At 63.4% G+C, this 14,973-nt stretch carries 13 protein-coding genes; 7 read left to right on the forward strand and 6 right to left on the reverse strand.

Annotation, left to right across the window (positions count from 1 at the left end):
- Window positions 1-56: 56 nt before the first annotated feature.
- Both XH84_RS03355 and XH84_RS03360 read left to right on the forward strand, forming a co-directional pair.
- Entirely contained in the window at window positions 57-767 is a 711-nt protein-coding gene (locus XH84_RS03355; RefSeq protein ID WP_128917447.1) for a hypothetical protein, read from the forward strand.
- A gap of 91 nt (window positions 768-858) precedes the next feature.
- Entirely contained in the window at window positions 859-1,632 is a 774-nt protein-coding gene (locus XH84_RS03360) for a gamma-glutamyl-gamma-aminobutyrate hydrolase family protein (RefSeq protein ID WP_164935981.1), read from the forward strand.
- Between the two features lie 2,009 nt (window positions 1,633-3,641).
- Here the strand turns inward: XH84_RS03360 and XH84_RS03375 are convergent.
- Both XH84_RS03375 and XH84_RS03380 read right to left on the reverse strand, forming a co-directional pair.
- Window positions 3,642-3,833 carry a hypothetical protein gene (locus XH84_RS03375; RefSeq protein ID WP_128917445.1) on the reverse strand — a complete coding sequence of 64 codons (192 nt, stop codon included), beginning with the start codon at window positions 3,831-3,833 and terminating at the stop codon, window positions 3,642-3,644.
- A gap of 416 nt (window positions 3,834-4,249) precedes the next feature.
- Window positions 4,250-4,468, reverse strand: coding sequence for a hypothetical protein (locus XH84_RS03380; protein ID WP_128917444.1), 219 nt, complete (start codon window positions 4,466-4,468; stop codon window positions 4,250-4,252).
- Between the two features lie 504 nt (window positions 4,469-4,972).
- Here XH84_RS03380 and XH84_RS03385 point away from each other — a divergent pair.
- Together XH84_RS03385 and XH84_RS03390 are read left to right on the forward strand one after the other, a co-directional pair.
- Window positions 4,973-6,355, forward strand: a complete 1,383-nt coding sequence (locus tag XH84_RS03385) for an NfeD family protein (protein ID WP_128917443.1) — start codon at window positions 4,973-4,975, stop codon at window positions 6,353-6,355.
- Window positions 6,352-7,113: a slipin family protein gene (locus XH84_RS03390; RefSeq protein WP_128917734.1), complete on the forward strand. Its 762-nt coding sequence runs from the start codon at window positions 6,352-6,354 to the stop codon at window positions 7,111-7,113. The genes XH84_RS03385 and XH84_RS03390 overlap by 4 nt, the downstream gene beginning before the upstream one ends.
- Before the next feature lie 119 nt (window positions 7,114-7,232).
- On the opposite strand, the gene XH84_RS03395 is transcribed toward XH84_RS03390, so the two are convergent.
- Window positions 7,233-8,747, reverse strand: a complete 1,515-nt coding sequence (locus tag XH84_RS03395; protein WP_128948009.1) for an outer membrane protein — start codon at window positions 8,745-8,747, stop codon at window positions 7,233-7,235.
- 307 nt (window positions 8,748-9,054) lie between these two features.
- On the opposite strand from XH84_RS03395, the gene XH84_RS03400 reads away from it, so the two are divergent.
- Window positions 9,055-10,017 carry an AraC family transcriptional regulator gene (locus tag XH84_RS03400; RefSeq protein WP_128917441.1) on the forward strand — a complete coding sequence of 321 codons (963 nt, stop codon included), beginning with the start codon at window positions 9,055-9,057 and terminating at the stop codon, window positions 10,015-10,017.
- Between the two features lie 76 nt (window positions 10,018-10,093).
- Here XH84_RS03400 and XH84_RS03405 read toward each other — a convergent pair whose 3' ends face one another.
- On the reverse strand, window positions 10,094-11,071 hold the full coding sequence (locus XH84_RS03405; RefSeq protein ID WP_128917440.1) for a GlxA family transcriptional regulator: 978 nt from the start codon (window positions 11,069-11,071) through the stop codon (window positions 10,094-10,096).
- A gap of 151 nt (window positions 11,072-11,222) precedes the next feature.
- Between XH84_RS03405 and XH84_RS03410 the strand changes: the two genes are divergently transcribed.
- Together XH84_RS03410 and XH84_RS03415 are read left to right on the forward strand one after the other, a co-directional pair.
- Window positions 11,223-11,486, forward strand: coding sequence for a tautomerase family protein (locus tag XH84_RS03410; RefSeq protein WP_128917439.1), 264 nt, complete (start codon window positions 11,223-11,225; stop codon window positions 11,484-11,486).
- Window positions 11,487-11,637: 151 nt separating this feature from the next.
- Complete coding sequence (locus tag XH84_RS03415) at window positions 11,638-12,777, forward strand: asparaginase (RefSeq protein WP_128917438.1); 1,140 nt, start codon at window positions 11,638-11,640, stop codon at window positions 12,775-12,777.
- An 80-nt stretch (window positions 12,778-12,857) separates the two neighbouring features.
- On the opposite strand, the gene glnA is transcribed toward XH84_RS03415, so the two are convergent.
- A complete protein-coding gene (glnA, locus tag XH84_RS03420) occupies window positions 12,858-14,267 on the reverse strand; it encodes a type I glutamate--ammonia ligase (protein ID WP_128917437.1) in 1,410 nt (469 codons plus the stop codon).
- Between the two features lie 151 nt (window positions 14,268-14,418).
- Window positions 14,419-14,757 carry a P-II family nitrogen regulator gene (locus XH84_RS03425; protein ID WP_007603495.1) on the reverse strand — a complete coding sequence of 113 codons (339 nt, stop codon included), beginning with the start codon at window positions 14,755-14,757 and terminating at the stop codon, window positions 14,419-14,421.
- Between the last annotated feature and the right edge of the window lie 216 nt (window positions 14,758-14,973).

Here is a 14,973-nt window from a genome sequence, read left to right on the forward strand (position 1 = left end):
CGCGCTGGTTTGACGCCGACGGTGCAGAGCGGTGAGGACAGGACAATGGGGGCGGATTGAGCTTTATCAGCAAATGGGCCGGTCTGCTCGGGCTTCTGGCCGTGCTCGTGGTCGGCGACCAGATCCGGATCAACCGGCCCGGCCACAAATATCGCCTCACGGTCGAGGTGACGACGCCTGACGGGATCAAGACCGGGTCCAGCATTCTGGCCGTTGTGCCCGACCGCAACTATAACCGCGGCGGCCGCACCACGACGCGCGGGGAGGCGGTGTTCGTCGATCTCGGTGAAGAGCGCAGCAGAAGCAAGAATCTGGTGGCCTTGCTGGCGCATCGGCAGGACGCCAAGCTCGACCTCGACGACATCAACTATGTCGCGCTCCGCGCCTATGGCGCCGCGCATGACAACCGCATCTCGTTTAGCGATATCCACCGGCAGACCGGCGTCGTCCCGGTGCAGGGAGACCTCGTGCCGGTACTCGTGAGCTTTGGCGATCCCAACGATCCCGGGACCGCGCGTCTCGTTGCCGGCGACCATGCGGAGGCGGTTCTGGGGGAGGGCTATGCGATCCGTGGCCTTAACGCCGAAGTCATGCCGAACGGGTTTTGGCCGATTGATTTCGGCGGGGCGCTCGGGGAGCCCGTAACGCGTGGCATCGAGGCGAAACTGCCCTGGCTGGCCGCGCCCGGCGATGGCGCGGCAACCGCGCTGAAGGCCGCCGGCCTGCCTGCCGGGGGCGAGGCCCGGGAGGCATTTGCGCGAAAATAGCATTGCCGTCCCGCGATCCCTTCTGTTGAATTTGTTCCATCGGAGGGGCATGTTTGGAGAATCGTCTTCACGGAGAGGCGCGGAACGACAGATGAGAAAGCCGGTCGTCGGCGTGATCGGGAATGCCCATCGCGTCGAAAATCGATTTCAGGTCCAGATGGTGGGCGAGCGAAACTTGCGCGCCGTGGCCGAGGTCTCCGGCGGCTTGCCGGTGATGTTCGCGGGCTCGCCTGACATCACCGATATCGCAGCGCTGCTCGACACCGTCGACGGCATCATCCTCACCGGCGCACGGGCCAACGTGCATCCGACCCGATTCAACGTCGATCCCTGCGAGAAGCACGAGCCTTACGACATCCATCGCGACGAGGTGGCGCTCGCGCTCTCGGTCGCCTGCGTATCCCGCGGCATCCCGTTGTTCGGCATCTGCCGCGGCCTGCAGGAGATGAACGTCGCCTTCGGCGGCTCGCTGCATCCCGAGATCCGTGAAATTCCCGGCCGCATGAACCATCGCATGCCCCGGCTCGAGAACGGCGAGATCCATCCCGATCCGACCGTCGTGTTTGCCGACCGTCACGACGTCGACCTGACGCCGGGCGGGGCGTTCGCAAGAATTCTCGGCTGCGAGAAAATCAGGGTCAATTCGCTGCACGGCCAGGGCATCCTCGATCCCGGCAAGCGCGTGCTGATCGAGGGCGTCGCCGAGGACGGCACCATCGAGGCGATCCGCATCGCGGAAGCCCCGACCTTTGCGCTCGGCGTGCAATGGCACGCCGAATACGATCCCCAGCACAATCCGGTCAACCGCAAGCTGTTCGAGGCCTTTGGCGAAGCGCTGCTCGCGCGGCAGAAGGCGGCTGCGTAGGGCTGCTGGCGCCCTGGGAGAAGGCGGGCACGCCCGCGCCACACCGTCATTGCGAGCGCAGCGAAGCAATCCAGAATCTCTCCGCTGTGGAATCCAGTACACTGCGCCTTCTCGGTACGATCATTGCCGTCTCTGGAATACTGGATCGCCCGGTCCCGGCTCCGCCAAGGCTTCGCCGCGGCCCACACCTGCGCTCGGCGCGCCGAAGCTTCAGCGAAGGCGGCAAGCCGGGCGATGACAGCGAGTGGGTGGCAGCAGACACGCCTTCTCCTTCTCGCGGCGCGTTCCGCCCGAGCTTTGCAGCTTCGTTTGCGCCCGATGAAGCCAAAGGGCGCAGGGAAGGCCGGGTGCCGGCGGCACCCGCAAGTCCGTGCGCGACAAGAGTTGCACACGGGGTGGACCACAGGTGATGCCGGCTCCCGGCCTTCCCTGCGCGGATGGTTTTAACGGTGTCCTTCGTGCTCTCCTCGGGGAGCGATGCACTATTGCCCCCGTCGCCTTTGCGGATGATCGATGTGCGCACCCGGTCGGACCGCCGCATCACCGCTGAGACTTGACGCACAGACCCCGGGCGTCAGGACCACACGACTTCTCCGTCCGCGGACGATCCCGCCGAAACACCTGAAGGCTTGCGTGTGCTCGCTTCCAGGCATCAACGAAACCGCTGTGACCGCGCCGGGTCGTATCGCGCCGCCTGAAGACTCACGGTTGCCCGCCCTGTCGTCACGCATGCCGCGCCGGCGCTACCGCGTCCACCGCAACCCGGCCCGCATCTCGTGACGATCGCGAAGCGCCCCTTTGGTAGGGGCCGGGATAGGCGGCTGTATGCCACAAATCCGAAATTCGGGAAAGCGGAATATTTTTGAGGAGGTGACTTGACCAGCGTGTTTTGCCCGACGCCTCGCGAACGGCCGCCTCGACCTCCGCTCGTCAATCCGGGGCGTCCTGAAAGCGCGAGCCCGGAATCCAACGTACGGCAGAGCATGCGGATGGATGGATTCAGGCCCTGCGTCCTCGCGCATGCATCCCGGAATGACGGAGGTTGTGGCGACGGTGACTCAGTCAACAGCTACGTCACTGCCGACGTGATCAGGGGCGCGCGAAGAGTCGTATCGCTTGTCGTCAAGTCGTCGCTTGCATGTTGGCTCACTTTAAATAGCCAATGCGGTCCAGGGGTTGGGAATGTCAGACGTTCGACCCGATCGAAGTATCGCCGCGGCAAACCAGAACAATGGGTGCTGTAGGATGGGTTGAGCCTTGCGAAACCCATCATCGTCGCGTGACGGAAACGATGGGTATCGCTTCGCTCTACCCATCCTACGAGCTGTCGGCTACGGGCTCTGGCTAAATGGCTCAAAGCGAGATCAGCACAGACAAGTGCAGCTCGACGGCTGCGTCGGGTTCAAACCTCTAGTTTCTTAGCGAAGTCGACGAAACTTGTCCCCAATTTCCGCTGCGCTTGGTCTGCGGCTATTTCTTCAACAGTATTCCCATCGTTCGCGCCATTCGCCTTACTGATCCGGCGTAGCGGCCAAGTTCGGCGGCTATCTTCGATGCGCCAACTCCCTGCCGGGCGAGCCTGACCAATCGTCGGACCTCCTGCTCGGCCCATTGCTTTGGCTTCGGTGTTTTCATGGTGCGGCGCTCGACCCGCACCAGTTAATCAGTGCGCCTGGTTGTCAGCACTTGGGAAATTTACGGGTGGCGCGCTTGGCGTAAACCCCGCGGAGCCGGGTGTCGTCCCGACGCGCCCGCTTGGGAGTTGCCCGCAAAATTCAACATGCTGCGCATGGCTGGAAGATACCGACGTCAGCTATGAGCTTCGGTTATATGCCCATCCTCGTGCGCCGCGCTGGGCCTAGTGGGCTGTCTGATCGCTTGATCGATTTGGGCTTTACGTGTGGCGGGTTTCACCAAACAGCGTAAGAGTACCTTGTTGTGGGCTCGGCAGATGCATTCTGCTTCCTTGTCGCTCGGACAAGAGGCGGCGGGTCCTGCCAGTTACCTTTCTAGCTGATGATCTCCTTGACCTTGATGCCGCGCAAGGCTTCGATGCAATCGGCCACCAAATGCAAGAGTTCTTGCCGCTTTATGCTTTTCACTTGGCGGCCTTCCATATTGGTGAGAATGAATCTCGCCATCTCATAGGCGACTTCAAACTGCGATTTGCCGGTAACCGCGACATCGATTTTTTCTGCCATTTCGCTCCCCGCTAGTTGTAATTGGAAAGCCGCAGTCCATGGGTAAACCTATCGGAAAGCGGGCGGCCCAGTCGAGTCCGACGTAAGGAGTGCGGATACCATCGACCGCCTTTGAATGTCGTCGACGAACGGCCGCGAAAGAGCGCGTATGAGCGCTGCTTCGCAAGGGGATCGACCATGCGGGTCGCGTTGCCCTATTCCGGAATTGCCGTCTGCCTCTCTATCGCCGCTTGGCTCCTGCTGGCGCACCTTGGCTGAGAACGTCCTTCCCCGGAGCGCAGCGGTGGTGCGCTTCACCGGACCAGCGTCCTTTCGCCGCGCGCCCACGCGGCATATGTCCGCGCCGTCCCATCCCGCTCTTGCCGCTTTTGACCCAACTGAGGCATTGGCGCCGGCTTCTGTCCCGCATTCTGCGTTTAGGACCACGGCGGCTCTTCGCTTGCCCCGGCTGCCTCGTGGTGGGGCATGACACCCGCCGAACGTAACCCGGTCAGCAATACAGTTCTTACAGAAGCAGGATCAAATCCAATATCTTTGGCATTTGGTGGATGTGCCTCGCTGTCCTTCAATCGGAGCGCCAAGTGCAATTGCTCGCAAAGGTGCTGAACGACGAGATTGACCTGATCGTCAGTCATGATCGGCTTCTCCTGCGACCATCTTGCCACCCAACTAGATAGTACATCAAGAATCGGACGTACGCGATTGGACCGCCCAAAGGATCAATCCTATGCGATGCCCATGGACGGCGCCCAATCGTCCGTCAATCGGAGTAGATCGGAGGCGACCAGAGGCGACTAAAACGAGCTATGGTCTCCAAGCTGGTCCACTTCGATAGAACTCGGGCACCGGCCAAGGTGAAGGCGCAGGGCAGGACCACGCTTCCGGCGTCACGCCATCGCTCGACATCGATCATTGGTGTTCAACTCGATGAGCCATCACGATTGGCACGTCGCATAGAATCGGGCGGAGATCACGGCGCGAACGGGGCCGCGGCATCGTCGCGGCAGCGGGCGCGGGTCGCCCGCGACATCGGCACCTCCAAGGCGTCCACCGCATCGCACAATCACAATTGCGGCCGACAGCCACCGCATTGAGGTTCGCGAACCCGCTACCATATTCATGGCAAGGGAGCCCTTGCCGTGCAGATCATCAAGGCGGCCCTCGTCGCGGCGATTGCCTTCGTCGCCCTGCTTCTCTGCTTCCTGCCCGGCTTGGCGGAGGAGAGCGGGCGTCGTGCCCTGACTGTCACGATCGACGGAGCCATCGGGCCGGCGTCGGCCAGCTACGTCAAGGACGCCTTGGCTAGGGCAGCCGAGCGACGCGCCGAGATCGTGATTCTGAAAATGAATACGCCGGGCGGCCTCAATTCCAGCATGCGCGAGATCATCGCCGATGTGCTCGGCTCGCCCGTTCCTGTCGTGGGATACGTCGCGCCCTCGGGCGCCCATGCGGCGAGCGCGGGGACCTACATTCTTTATGCCACCCATATCGCGGCGATGGCGCCGGGCACCAATATCGGTGCCGCGACGCCGGTGCAGATCGGCGGTTCGTTCCCGGGCCTGCCGAGCGGCACGCCCGACAAGGACAGCAAGGACAAGAAGGATGAGCCGAAGGATGCGATGACGGCAAAGGTGACGAACGATGCCGTCGCCTTCATCCGCAGCCTCGCCGAGCTGCGCAATCGCAATGCGGACTGGGCCGAGAAGGCGGTCCGCGAAGCCGCCACCCTTTCCGCCAATGGCGCGTTGCAGGCGCAGGTCATCGACCTCGTCGCGCGCGATCCGGCCGATTTGCTCCGGCAGATCGACGGTCGCGTGGTCGAGATCGCGGGCGGCGGGTCACGACGCCTCGCGACGAAGGACGCGGTGGTCGAGGTCGTCGACCCCGGATGGATCTCGCGATTCCTCGCGGTCATCACCGATCCCAACGTCGCCTTCATTCTCCTGATGGTCGGCATCTACGGCCTGATCTTCGAGTTCATGTCCCCCGGTGCGGTTGCCCCGGGGGTCGTCGGGACGATCTGCCTCCTGATCGGCCTCTATGCCCTCAACCTGCTGCCGATCAACTATGCCGGCCTCGGCCTGATGCTGATCGGGATCGCGCTCCTCGCCGTCGAGGCCTTCAATCCGACCGTGGTGGTCGGTCTTGGCGGCGTCGTCGCCTTCGTGCTGGGAGCGATCATGTTGATCCGGGTCGAAGCGCCGGGCTACCGGCTGTCCTGGACGGTGATCGCCATCGTCGCGGCGACGTTCACCGGCTTCATTCTCGTCGTGCTCGGCGCGCTTCGGCGCGCCGGCAAAGGTCCGGCCCGGGTCGGCGCACAAGCCATGCAAGGCCTGTCCGCCGAGGTTCTCGACTGGAACGAGACCGAGGGCCACGTCTTTACGCATGGCGAACGCTGGCAAGCGCGCGGTGCCGACGCCTTCAGGCCCGGCGAGCGGGTCGAGGTCGCGAGCATCGTCGATTTGACGCTGGTGGTCCGGCGTCCGGGTCCGGCCGGCGGCGAGGGAGGTCAACTCTGATGATTGAATATTCGATCTATGCGGTGCTTGCGCTGCTCGTCGTCGTGTTTCTCACCCAGGCCGTTCGCATCCTCAGGGAATACGAGCGCGGCGTCGTTTTCACGCTCGGCCGCTTCGCCGGGGTGAAGGGCCCGGGCCTCGTCATCCTCATTCCGGTCGTGCAGCAGCTCGTCAAGGTCGATCTCAGGGTGATGGTGCAGGTGGTGCCGCCCCAGGACGTGATCTCGCGCGACAACGTTTCGGTCAAGGTCAACGCCGTGCTGTACTTCCGCATCGTCGATCCCGAGCGCGCCATCATCAAGGTCGGCGATTACATGGCCGCGACCAGCCAGCTCGCGCAGACGACGCTGCGCTCTGTGCTCGGCAAGCACGATCTCGACGAGATGCTGGCCGAACGCGACAAGCTGAACGCCGACATCCAGGAGATCCTCGACAAGCAAACTGACGTCTGGGGCATCAAGGTCACGGGCATCGAGATCAAGGACATCGACATCAATGAAACCATGGTGCGTGCGATCGCCAAGCAGGCCGAGGCGGAACGCTTGCGGCGCGCCAAGGTGATCAACGCCATGGGTGAGCAGCAGGCCGCCGAAAAGCTCGTCGAGGCTGGCCGCATCCTGGCCCAGGAGCCGCAGGCGATGCAGCTGCGCTATTTCGCGGCTTTGCACGACATCGCCGGCGAGCGGTCGTCGACCATCGTCTTCCCGCTGCCGACGGGCCTGCTCGACCATTTGATGCCGCGGCGTGACAACCCGTAGCCTGTAGGATGGGTTGAGCCCCTTGCACCCACCGCTTCCTCTATTTGCCGAGACGCCGGCGCGGCTCTACAGAGATCGGGTCGAATTTTCCCGACAAGTGAAGCGGCAGGCTGACCGCGTCAGTAGCGTGCGGCGACGGCTCCCGGCAGCGGATTGAAATGGTAGTTCACGCCCAGCTTGAACAGATGCAGGGTCTGACCGACCTTGTCGACGCCCGGGGCAATGTTGCCCTGATCCGTCGCCAGGCCTGCATTGATCGTCAGAAGACCGGTATCGGTATGTTGCTGCGCCATCATCTTGATGTAATCGTACTCGCCCTTGATCGACCAATTGCCTCCCAGTGCATACTCGGCGCCGGCGCCAACGGCGATTCCGGAATGCGTGGCCCTTCCGCTGATCGATGATGTAACGAGGCCGCCGATAGCGGGGAGGGGCTCGACGGTACTGGCCGAGTGTCTTTCGCTGGCGACCGCAATGCCGCCCTTGCCATAGATCAACAGCCGGTCGCCGGCGACAAATCCGGCCCTGGCGCTGGCGATCGCCAGCCAGTCGATCGAGCTGTCGAGCTTAGTGACCGCGGTGCCGCCGAAGAACGGATCGGGCCCCGTGAGAGTCTGGCCACCCCGCATGCCAGTCCACATCCACTCGCCCTCGATGCCGAAGACGAGCACACCGGACTGGACGTTGACGCCTCCGTTGATCCCGCCGAGCCAGCCCTTCATGTCGTAAGTGCCACGTCCGGGATTGGCCGGGTCAACGAGCGTCGAACGTCCCATGTGGCCGAGTCCGTAACCTCCCTGCGCACCCAGAAAAGCGCCGGTCCAGTCGGCGCCCGACGCCGGTTTGACTCGCGGATAGATCGGATCGACTGCCACAGTGCCGAGCCGGTAGTTCGCTCCGACCTTGAGCAGATGGATTGCATCCTGCGCGATCGGCTCGTTTACCCTGAAGGAGGGCAGGGTCCCGCCATTGAACGTGGCCGGGCCGGTAAGGGGCGCAGTCCGGGTGCCCAAGGCCACGTAGTCGTACTCCGCCTTGACCGACCAACGGCCATCAAGGGCGTATTCGGCGCCAAAGCCGATCGTGGGAGCCAAGCGAAATTCGCGAGCCTCCAAAGTCTCGACAATCGCTCCGCCGAAGGCATCGTTGAGGGCCAGGTTGTAAGAATGCTTCTCCCAGGCGCCGGTCAGCCCGCCCTTGGCAAAGACAAACCAGCGGTCAGCGGCGAGGCCGGCGCGCCCGGTGACGCTGGCCATCGCCTCGATCCTGGAAGTCCCGGAAGCCGTGACCGTGCCCAGGAAGAAGGGCCCCATGCTGCCGGTCGTAACAGTTTGTGAGCCGCTGATGCCGGTCCAGGCTCCTTCCAGCTCGACGCCGAACACGAGGCTGGCGATCTGCTTGTTGATGCCGATTTGCGCGCCGCTCAAGAGGCCCTGCGCGGGAAAGTTGAGTTGCTGGTTGGTCCAATCCTTCATGCCGCCGCCATAGCCGGCATGCACGCCGACATAGACGCCGCTCCAGTCGACGAGGGGGGCCGGAAACGCGGCCGCCTTGACTGGCAGGTCCGCGGCGGACGCCGCCTGCGTCAATGCCAGAAGGACAGTAACCGAAATGATCTTTCCCGTGATTGCCATGAGCCCCTCTGCAACCGGTGCGCGCAACGTCAAGCGACGTCGAAGAGCTATACCGGGAGTGCGGCTGGTTCGGCTTGGGGTACGCGCTACATCGACTTGGACTGATCACCACAAGCCCGACGATTGCCATCCACTGTGATCACCTTGCCACATCGGCAGGCGCATCGGTCCGGAGCCGGCGTCGCATCAGACAGCGCTTCAACGCGCACGATCCGAATTGGAGGCGGCAAGGAAAGGCCTTTGAACGCTGCAGGATTTCCTGCGACAAAAGGAGCGCCGGGCGATCTCACTCTTATGGAGCGGTGCGTTGGATAGTGGCGACGAATTGATCGCATTGGAGCTGTCCAGCTCCGCGTTTGCCGGGCGCGACAGGACGGAAGCCTTTCAGGAAATCTACGGCCGCGAAATCCTCAAGCTCGAGATCGAGCCGTTGCCCGACACGGCGCTTCAGATCGATATGAAGTTGCGGGCGTTGCCCGGAATGTCGGTCGCGGTCGCGGCCGTCTCTCCGATTTTCTGTCGCCATACCGAAGCGATGATCGATAACGACGATCCGGTGATCGTGCTCAACCGCGACGGTGCGGCGACCCACAATCAAAACGGTCACGAGACGCATCTCGGTCCCGGCGACGCGATCTTGACTACGAATGGATTGCCGGGGACTGCGACCAATTGCACGCCGAGGCGCGTGGTCACTTGGCGGATCAGCCGCGCACTGATTGCGCCCCTGGTCAGCAATTTCGACGACGCCATCGGCAGGCCGCTCGACGGGCGGAATCCGGCGTTGTCGCTCTTTCTGGATTACCTCGGCATCGTCAATGAAAGGCAGACGCTCGCGAACGCAGCGATGCGGCGGGCCGTCGTGAACCACATGCTCGATCTCGGCGCCCTGTTGCTCGGCGCCACGCCGGATGCCGCCGAGATGGCGAACATGCGCGGCGTTGCCGCCGCCAGAATGCGGAGCATCAAGGCCAACATTCGCGCGCAGTCCGGCAGTCCCGGGCTGAGCCTGGACTCCGTGGCTGCCAAGCAGGGCATTTCAAAGTCCTATGTCCGAAAGCTGTTCGAACTCGAAGGCACGAGCTTTACCGAGTTCGTTCTCAATCAGAGGCTGGCCTCGGCCTACAAGATGTTGACGGACGTGAGGCTCGCAGGCCGTTCGATCAGCGAGATCGCCCACCAGTCCGGATTCAACGACATCTCGTATTTCAATCGAACCTTTCGTCGTGTCTACGGCGCCTCTCCATCGGAAATCCGGGTTCGCAAATGACGGCGGCCGGCAGCGACGGAGATCGGGAGAAATATTTCGGGACGAGTGAGATCGTAGAGCGGCACGCGCGGCCGCCTCACGCCGTTCGCTCCATCCGCCGCGCGCGATAGGCCTGCGGCGACATCAGAGTGAGCTTGCGGAACGCCTTGCGGAAGCTGCTTTCGTCCTCATAGCCGGTCGTGCGTGCAATGGCCTTGATCGGCTGCCTCGTCGTCTCCAGCAGCGTGCGCGCGTGCTCGACGCGGCGGCGCATGATGAAGGCCTGCGGCGGCTCGCGCGTGAGCTCCTGAAACTTCCGGTTCAGCGTGCGCTCGCTGACACCGAGCGCGCCGGCAAGGCGCTTGACGGTCATCGGAGCCTTGCCGGTGCGGCGCACCAGCAGGTCCGCCCTGGTCAGCAGCGGGTCCTGCGAGAGCAGATAGCCGACCGGCATGAAGATCGACTGGCTGCGCTGCGCCGTGTCGATGACGACGTAGTCCGCGCATAGTCTTGCGATCTCCTTGCCTTCGACCATCTCGATCAGCCTGAGCAGAAGATCGACCCACGACATCGGGCCGGCGGCGCAAACGATGCGGTCGGCGACGGTGACGACGGCGTCGGCGGCGAGGTCGACCGTGGGATGACGCTGCCGCAACTCGCCTTGCAGCCACCAGGTGATGGTGGCGCGGCGATTGTCGAGCAGGCCGGCGCCGGCCAGCAGGAACACGCCGCTGCAGAAGGCGCCGATCAGCCGGCCGTTCGCGTGCTGCTGCCGGAGCCAGGCGCCGGCCCGGGCGTATTGCGGTTGCAGTCGCTCCGCCGTGACGTGATCGACGAGATTGCCGGGGACGAGGATCGCATCAAAGCGCCCGCGTTGTCCGATCGCGCCATCGACCGCGATCATCTGGCCGCCGCCTGCACGCACCGGCCTGCCGTCGAGCGAGAGCGTCTGCCAGCTGAAGCGGGGTTTTGCGCCGCTCTGCTGCATGACGTGATTGGCGAGCGCCAGGATGTCGGCGACACCGGCGATCGCCGAGTGCATGCAGCCTTCCAGGGCCAGAATTGCAAGCTTCATGAGACCTCCAGGCGGACGCGGCGATCCTATCCGATCGGGTCCGCGGGCGCGTGGCGGAAATTGCCCGATCTCTGTCTTATCCGCCACTGCCGCGCCGGTCACGTTGGGGGCAATCTGCCGCCGTCGTCACATCACATGATTGGAGAGAGACATGCCTTACGTCACCATTTCCACCGTCCGCGGCATCCTGGACGCCGCACAGAAGAAGCTACTGCTGGAACGCGTCACCGACCTCCTGGTCGAGGTCGAGGGGCAGGGCAATGCGGACTTCCGCCGCAACGTCTGGGTCAGGATCGAAGAGCAGGAGCCCTCGCACTGGTCGCTCGGCGGCATGGAGCCGACAGCTGAGATCATCGCGAGCACGTTCGGCGCGATCGGCGCCGACGGGCTGCGGATCGCGCCGCCGAAGCCGTAACTGCCTGGGCGGGTAGGGCGGAGCGGGGCATCTCGATACGGCCGGCGAGATGATGTTTTGCAAGGACTCTACCCGCCCTGCGTGTGCCGCCCATCTTCGGCCCCATTGCGCGGTTTCGAATAGCCTGCCCGGGACAGCAGGAGGACATTCGATGATCAGCGACGCCGTCACATCAGCACTTCACTGGCCTTGCCGAATATCGCGACTTGCCATTCCGCTGATGGCTTTCGTGCTCTGGTCTGGCTGCATCGGCGCGACAGCGCAGGCGGCGGAGCCGGGCAAGGATGCTTCAGCTGGCGGCCTGCCGCGCATTCTCGTTCTTGCGACGGGCGGCACCATCGCGGGCCAGGCCGACGCGCGCGCGACCGGCGCGTACAAGTCGGGCCAGATCACGGGCGAGCAGCTGATGCAATCCGTCCCGGGCCTCGACAAGCTGGCGAAGCTGAATGCCGAGCAGATCTCGTCCATCGGGTCCCAGGACATGAACGACAAGGTCTGGTTTGCGCTGGCCCGCCGCATCCAGGACGCTTTCGACAAGAACGAAGCGGATGGCGTCGTCATCACCCATGGCACCGACACGCTCGAGGAGACCGCGTTCTTTCTCGACAATGTGGTGCGCGGCGACAAGCCGGTGGTGATCGTCGGTTCGATGCGGCCGGCCACGGCGGTCAGCGCCGACGGCCCCGGCAATCTCTATGAAGCCGTGCAGGTCGCCGCCGATCCGCGCTCGCGCGGGCGCGGCGTGATGGCGGTGCTGAACGACAAGATTCAAGGCGCGCGCTCGGTCACCAAGACCAACACCACCAGCATCGAGACGTTCAGCTCACCCAATGACGGACCGATCGGCTATGTCGACGCCGCCGGCGGCATTCGCTTCATGACCCAAGGCGCCGCCTTCAGGCGCGGGACCTATCAGCTGCCGGCGGGCGAGCAATTGCCGCGCGTCGAGATCGTGTACTCGCACGCCAACATGGACGCCGTTCCGGTCGAGGACGCCATTGCGCACGGCGCCAAAGGCATCGTGCTGGCCGGGGTGGGCGACGGAAACACCTCGAAGCCGGCGCTCGATGCGCTCGAAGCGGCGGCGAAGAAGGGCATCACGGTGGTGCGCTCGACGCGGGTCCGGTCCGGCTTCGTCACGCGCAACGTCGAGGTCGACGACGACAAGAACGGCTTCGTCGTGTCCGAGGACCTCAATCCGCAGAAAGCCCGCGTGCTCACCCAGTTGCTGATCGCGGGCGGCGTGACCGCGCCGGCCGAGCTGCAGAAGGCGTTCACGGCGACGTGGTGATTGCCGGCCCTACGAGTCCCCAAACGAAAAGGCGCTTCCATCGGAAGCGCCTTTTGCTTGTCGCATAAAGTCCGAGCCGCTTAGCCCGAATAGTACATCTCGAACTCGACCGGGTGCGGGGTCATTTCGAAGCGGGCGACTTCGGTCATCTTCAGCTCGATGTAGGCGTCGATGAAGTCGTCGTCGAACACGCCGCCGGCCTTGAGGAAGCCGCGGTCCTTGTCGAGGTTTTCCAGCGCCTCGCGGAGCGAGCCGCACACGGTCGGGATCTGCTTCAGCTCTTCCTTCGGCAGGTCGTAGAGGTCCTTGTCCATCGCCGGACCCGGATCGATCTTGTTCTTGATGCCGTCGAGGCCGGCCATCAGCATCGCGGCGAAGCCGAGATAGGGATTGGCGAGCGGATCGGGGAAGCGCACCTCGACGCGCTTGGCCTTCGGCGAAGCGGTGTAGGGGATACGGCACGAGGCCGAGCGGTTGCGCGCGGAGTAGGCGAGCAGCACGGGGGCCTCATAGCCCGGGACCAGACGCTTGTAGGAGTTGGTCGACGGGTTGGTGAAGGCGTTGATCGCCTTGGCGTGCTTGATGATGCCGCCGATGTAGTGCAGGCAGGTTTCCGACAGGTCGGCGTATTTGTTGCCGGCGAACACCGGCTTGCCGTCCTTCCAGATCGACTGATGCACGTGCATGCCCGAGCCGTTGTCGCCGAAGACCGGCTTCGGCATGAAGGTGGCGGTCTTGCCGTAGATGTGGGCGACCTGGTGGATGCAGTATTTGTAGATCTGCAGATGGTCGGCCATCAGCGTCAGCGTGTCGAACTTCATGCCGAGCTCGTGCTGGGCGGACGCGACCTCGTGGTGGTGCTTCTCGACCTTGACGCCCATCTTGGCCATGGCCCCTAACATCTCCGAGCGCATGTCCTGCACCGAATCCTGCGGCGGAACCGGGAAATAGCCGCTCTTGGTGCGGACGCGGTGGCCGAGATTGCCGCCTTCATATTCGGTGTCGGAATTGGTCGGCAGCTCCGAGGAGTCGAGGCGGAAGCCGGTCTTGTAAGGCTCGGCCGAATAGCGCACGTCGTCGAACACGAAGAACTCGGCTTCGGGGCCGACGAACACGCTGTCGCCCACGCCCATCGACTTCACCATGGCTTCGGCCTTCTTGGCGATGCCGCGGGGGTCGCGGTTGTAGGGCTCGCCGGTGGTCGGCTCGAGCACGTCGCAGGTGATGACCATGGTGGTCTCGGCGAAGAACGGGTCGATCGTCGCGGTGACCGGATCGGGCATCAGGCACATGTCGGACTCGTTGATCGCCTTCCAGCCGGCGATCGAGGAGCCGTCGAACATCGTCCCTTCGGCGAAGATGTCTTCATCGATCATGCTGACATCGAACGTCACATGCTGCCACTTGCCGCGCGGATCGGTGAAGCGCAGGTCGACGTACTTGACGTCGTTGTCCTTGATCGATTTCAGGACGTCTTTGGCGGTCTTCATGCATACCCCTTTTGGCTCTGCGGGTCGGTTTCCAGTTGAGCAAAATTATTCTCGCTCGGGCGAGTTTTGCGCGACCGCACAAACGAAATCAGGCCGCCGAAGCAGCCTTATTTCCAGTCGGAGTGTCGCAAAATTCGGGATAGCACCCGGCTCAGATAGCGTCCAGCCCGGATTCGCCGGTTCGGATGCGGATCGCCTCTTCGATGTTGGAGACGAAGATCTTACCGTCGCCGATGCGCCCGGTTTGCGCGGCGCGGCGGATCGCGTCGATGGCGCGCTCGACCAGATCGTCGCCGATCACGATCTCGATCTTCACCTTGGGCAGAAAGTCGACGATGTATTCTGCGCCACGGTAGAGCTCGGCGTGACCCTTCTGCCGGCCAAAGCCCTTGGCCTCGGTCACGGTGATGCCCTGAAGGCCGACTTCCTGAAGCGCTTCCTTCACCTCGTCGAGCTTGAATGGCTTGATGATGGCTTCGATTTTCTTCACTGCGCGCCTCCGGCCTTTCGATCAATAGCAACGTCTTCGTCAGGATGCGCCTTATACGCATGATCTTGTCTTCGCTATGCCGGAAATCCTGACCTGACCGGCACCAACGGCCGGCGACACCCTGATAAATGCCAGTGAGCACGACGAACCGAAGCGGCTTCCTCGAAAGCAGGGTCTATGCCAAGTTGCAAATGCCCTGATTATTGGAGCGTTATC

Source organism: Bradyrhizobium nanningense, assembly GCF_004114535.1.
Lineage (GTDB): Bacteria > Pseudomonadota > Alphaproteobacteria > Rhizobiales > Xanthobacteraceae > Bradyrhizobium > Bradyrhizobium nanningense.

Bases quoted from the DNA above. Each gene is read 5' to 3' on its own strand.
- XH84_RS03360 (WP_164935981.1), top strand. From the start codon at position 859: ATGAGAAAGCCGGTCGTCGGCGTGATCGGGAATGCCCATCGCGTCGAA.
- XH84_RS03375 (WP_128917445.1), bottom strand. From the start codon at position 3,833: ATGGCAGAAAAAATCGATGTCGCGGTTACCGGCAAATCGCAGTTTGAA.
- XH84_RS03380 (WP_128917444.1), bottom strand. From the start codon at position 4,468: ATGACTGACGATCAGGTCAATCTCGTCGTTCAGCACCTTTGCGAGCAA.
- XH84_RS03395 (WP_128948009.1), bottom strand. From the start codon at position 8,747: ATGGCAATCACGGGAAAGATCATTTCGGTTACTGTCCTTCTGGCATTG.
- XH84_RS03405 (WP_128917440.1), bottom strand. From the start codon at position 11,071: ATGAAGCTTGCAATTCTGGCCCTGGAAGGCTGCATGCACTCGGCGATC.
- XH84_RS03410 (WP_128917439.1), top strand. From the start codon at position 11,223: ATGCCTTACGTCACCATTTCCACCGTCCGCGGCATCCTGGACGCCGCA.
- XH84_RS03415 (WP_128917438.1), top strand. From the start codon at position 11,638: ATGATCAGCGACGCCGTCACATCAGCACTTCACTGGCCTTGCCGAATA.
- glnA (WP_128917437.1), bottom strand. From the start codon at position 14,267: ATGAAGACCGCCAAAGACGTCCTGAAATCGATCAAGGACAACGACGTC.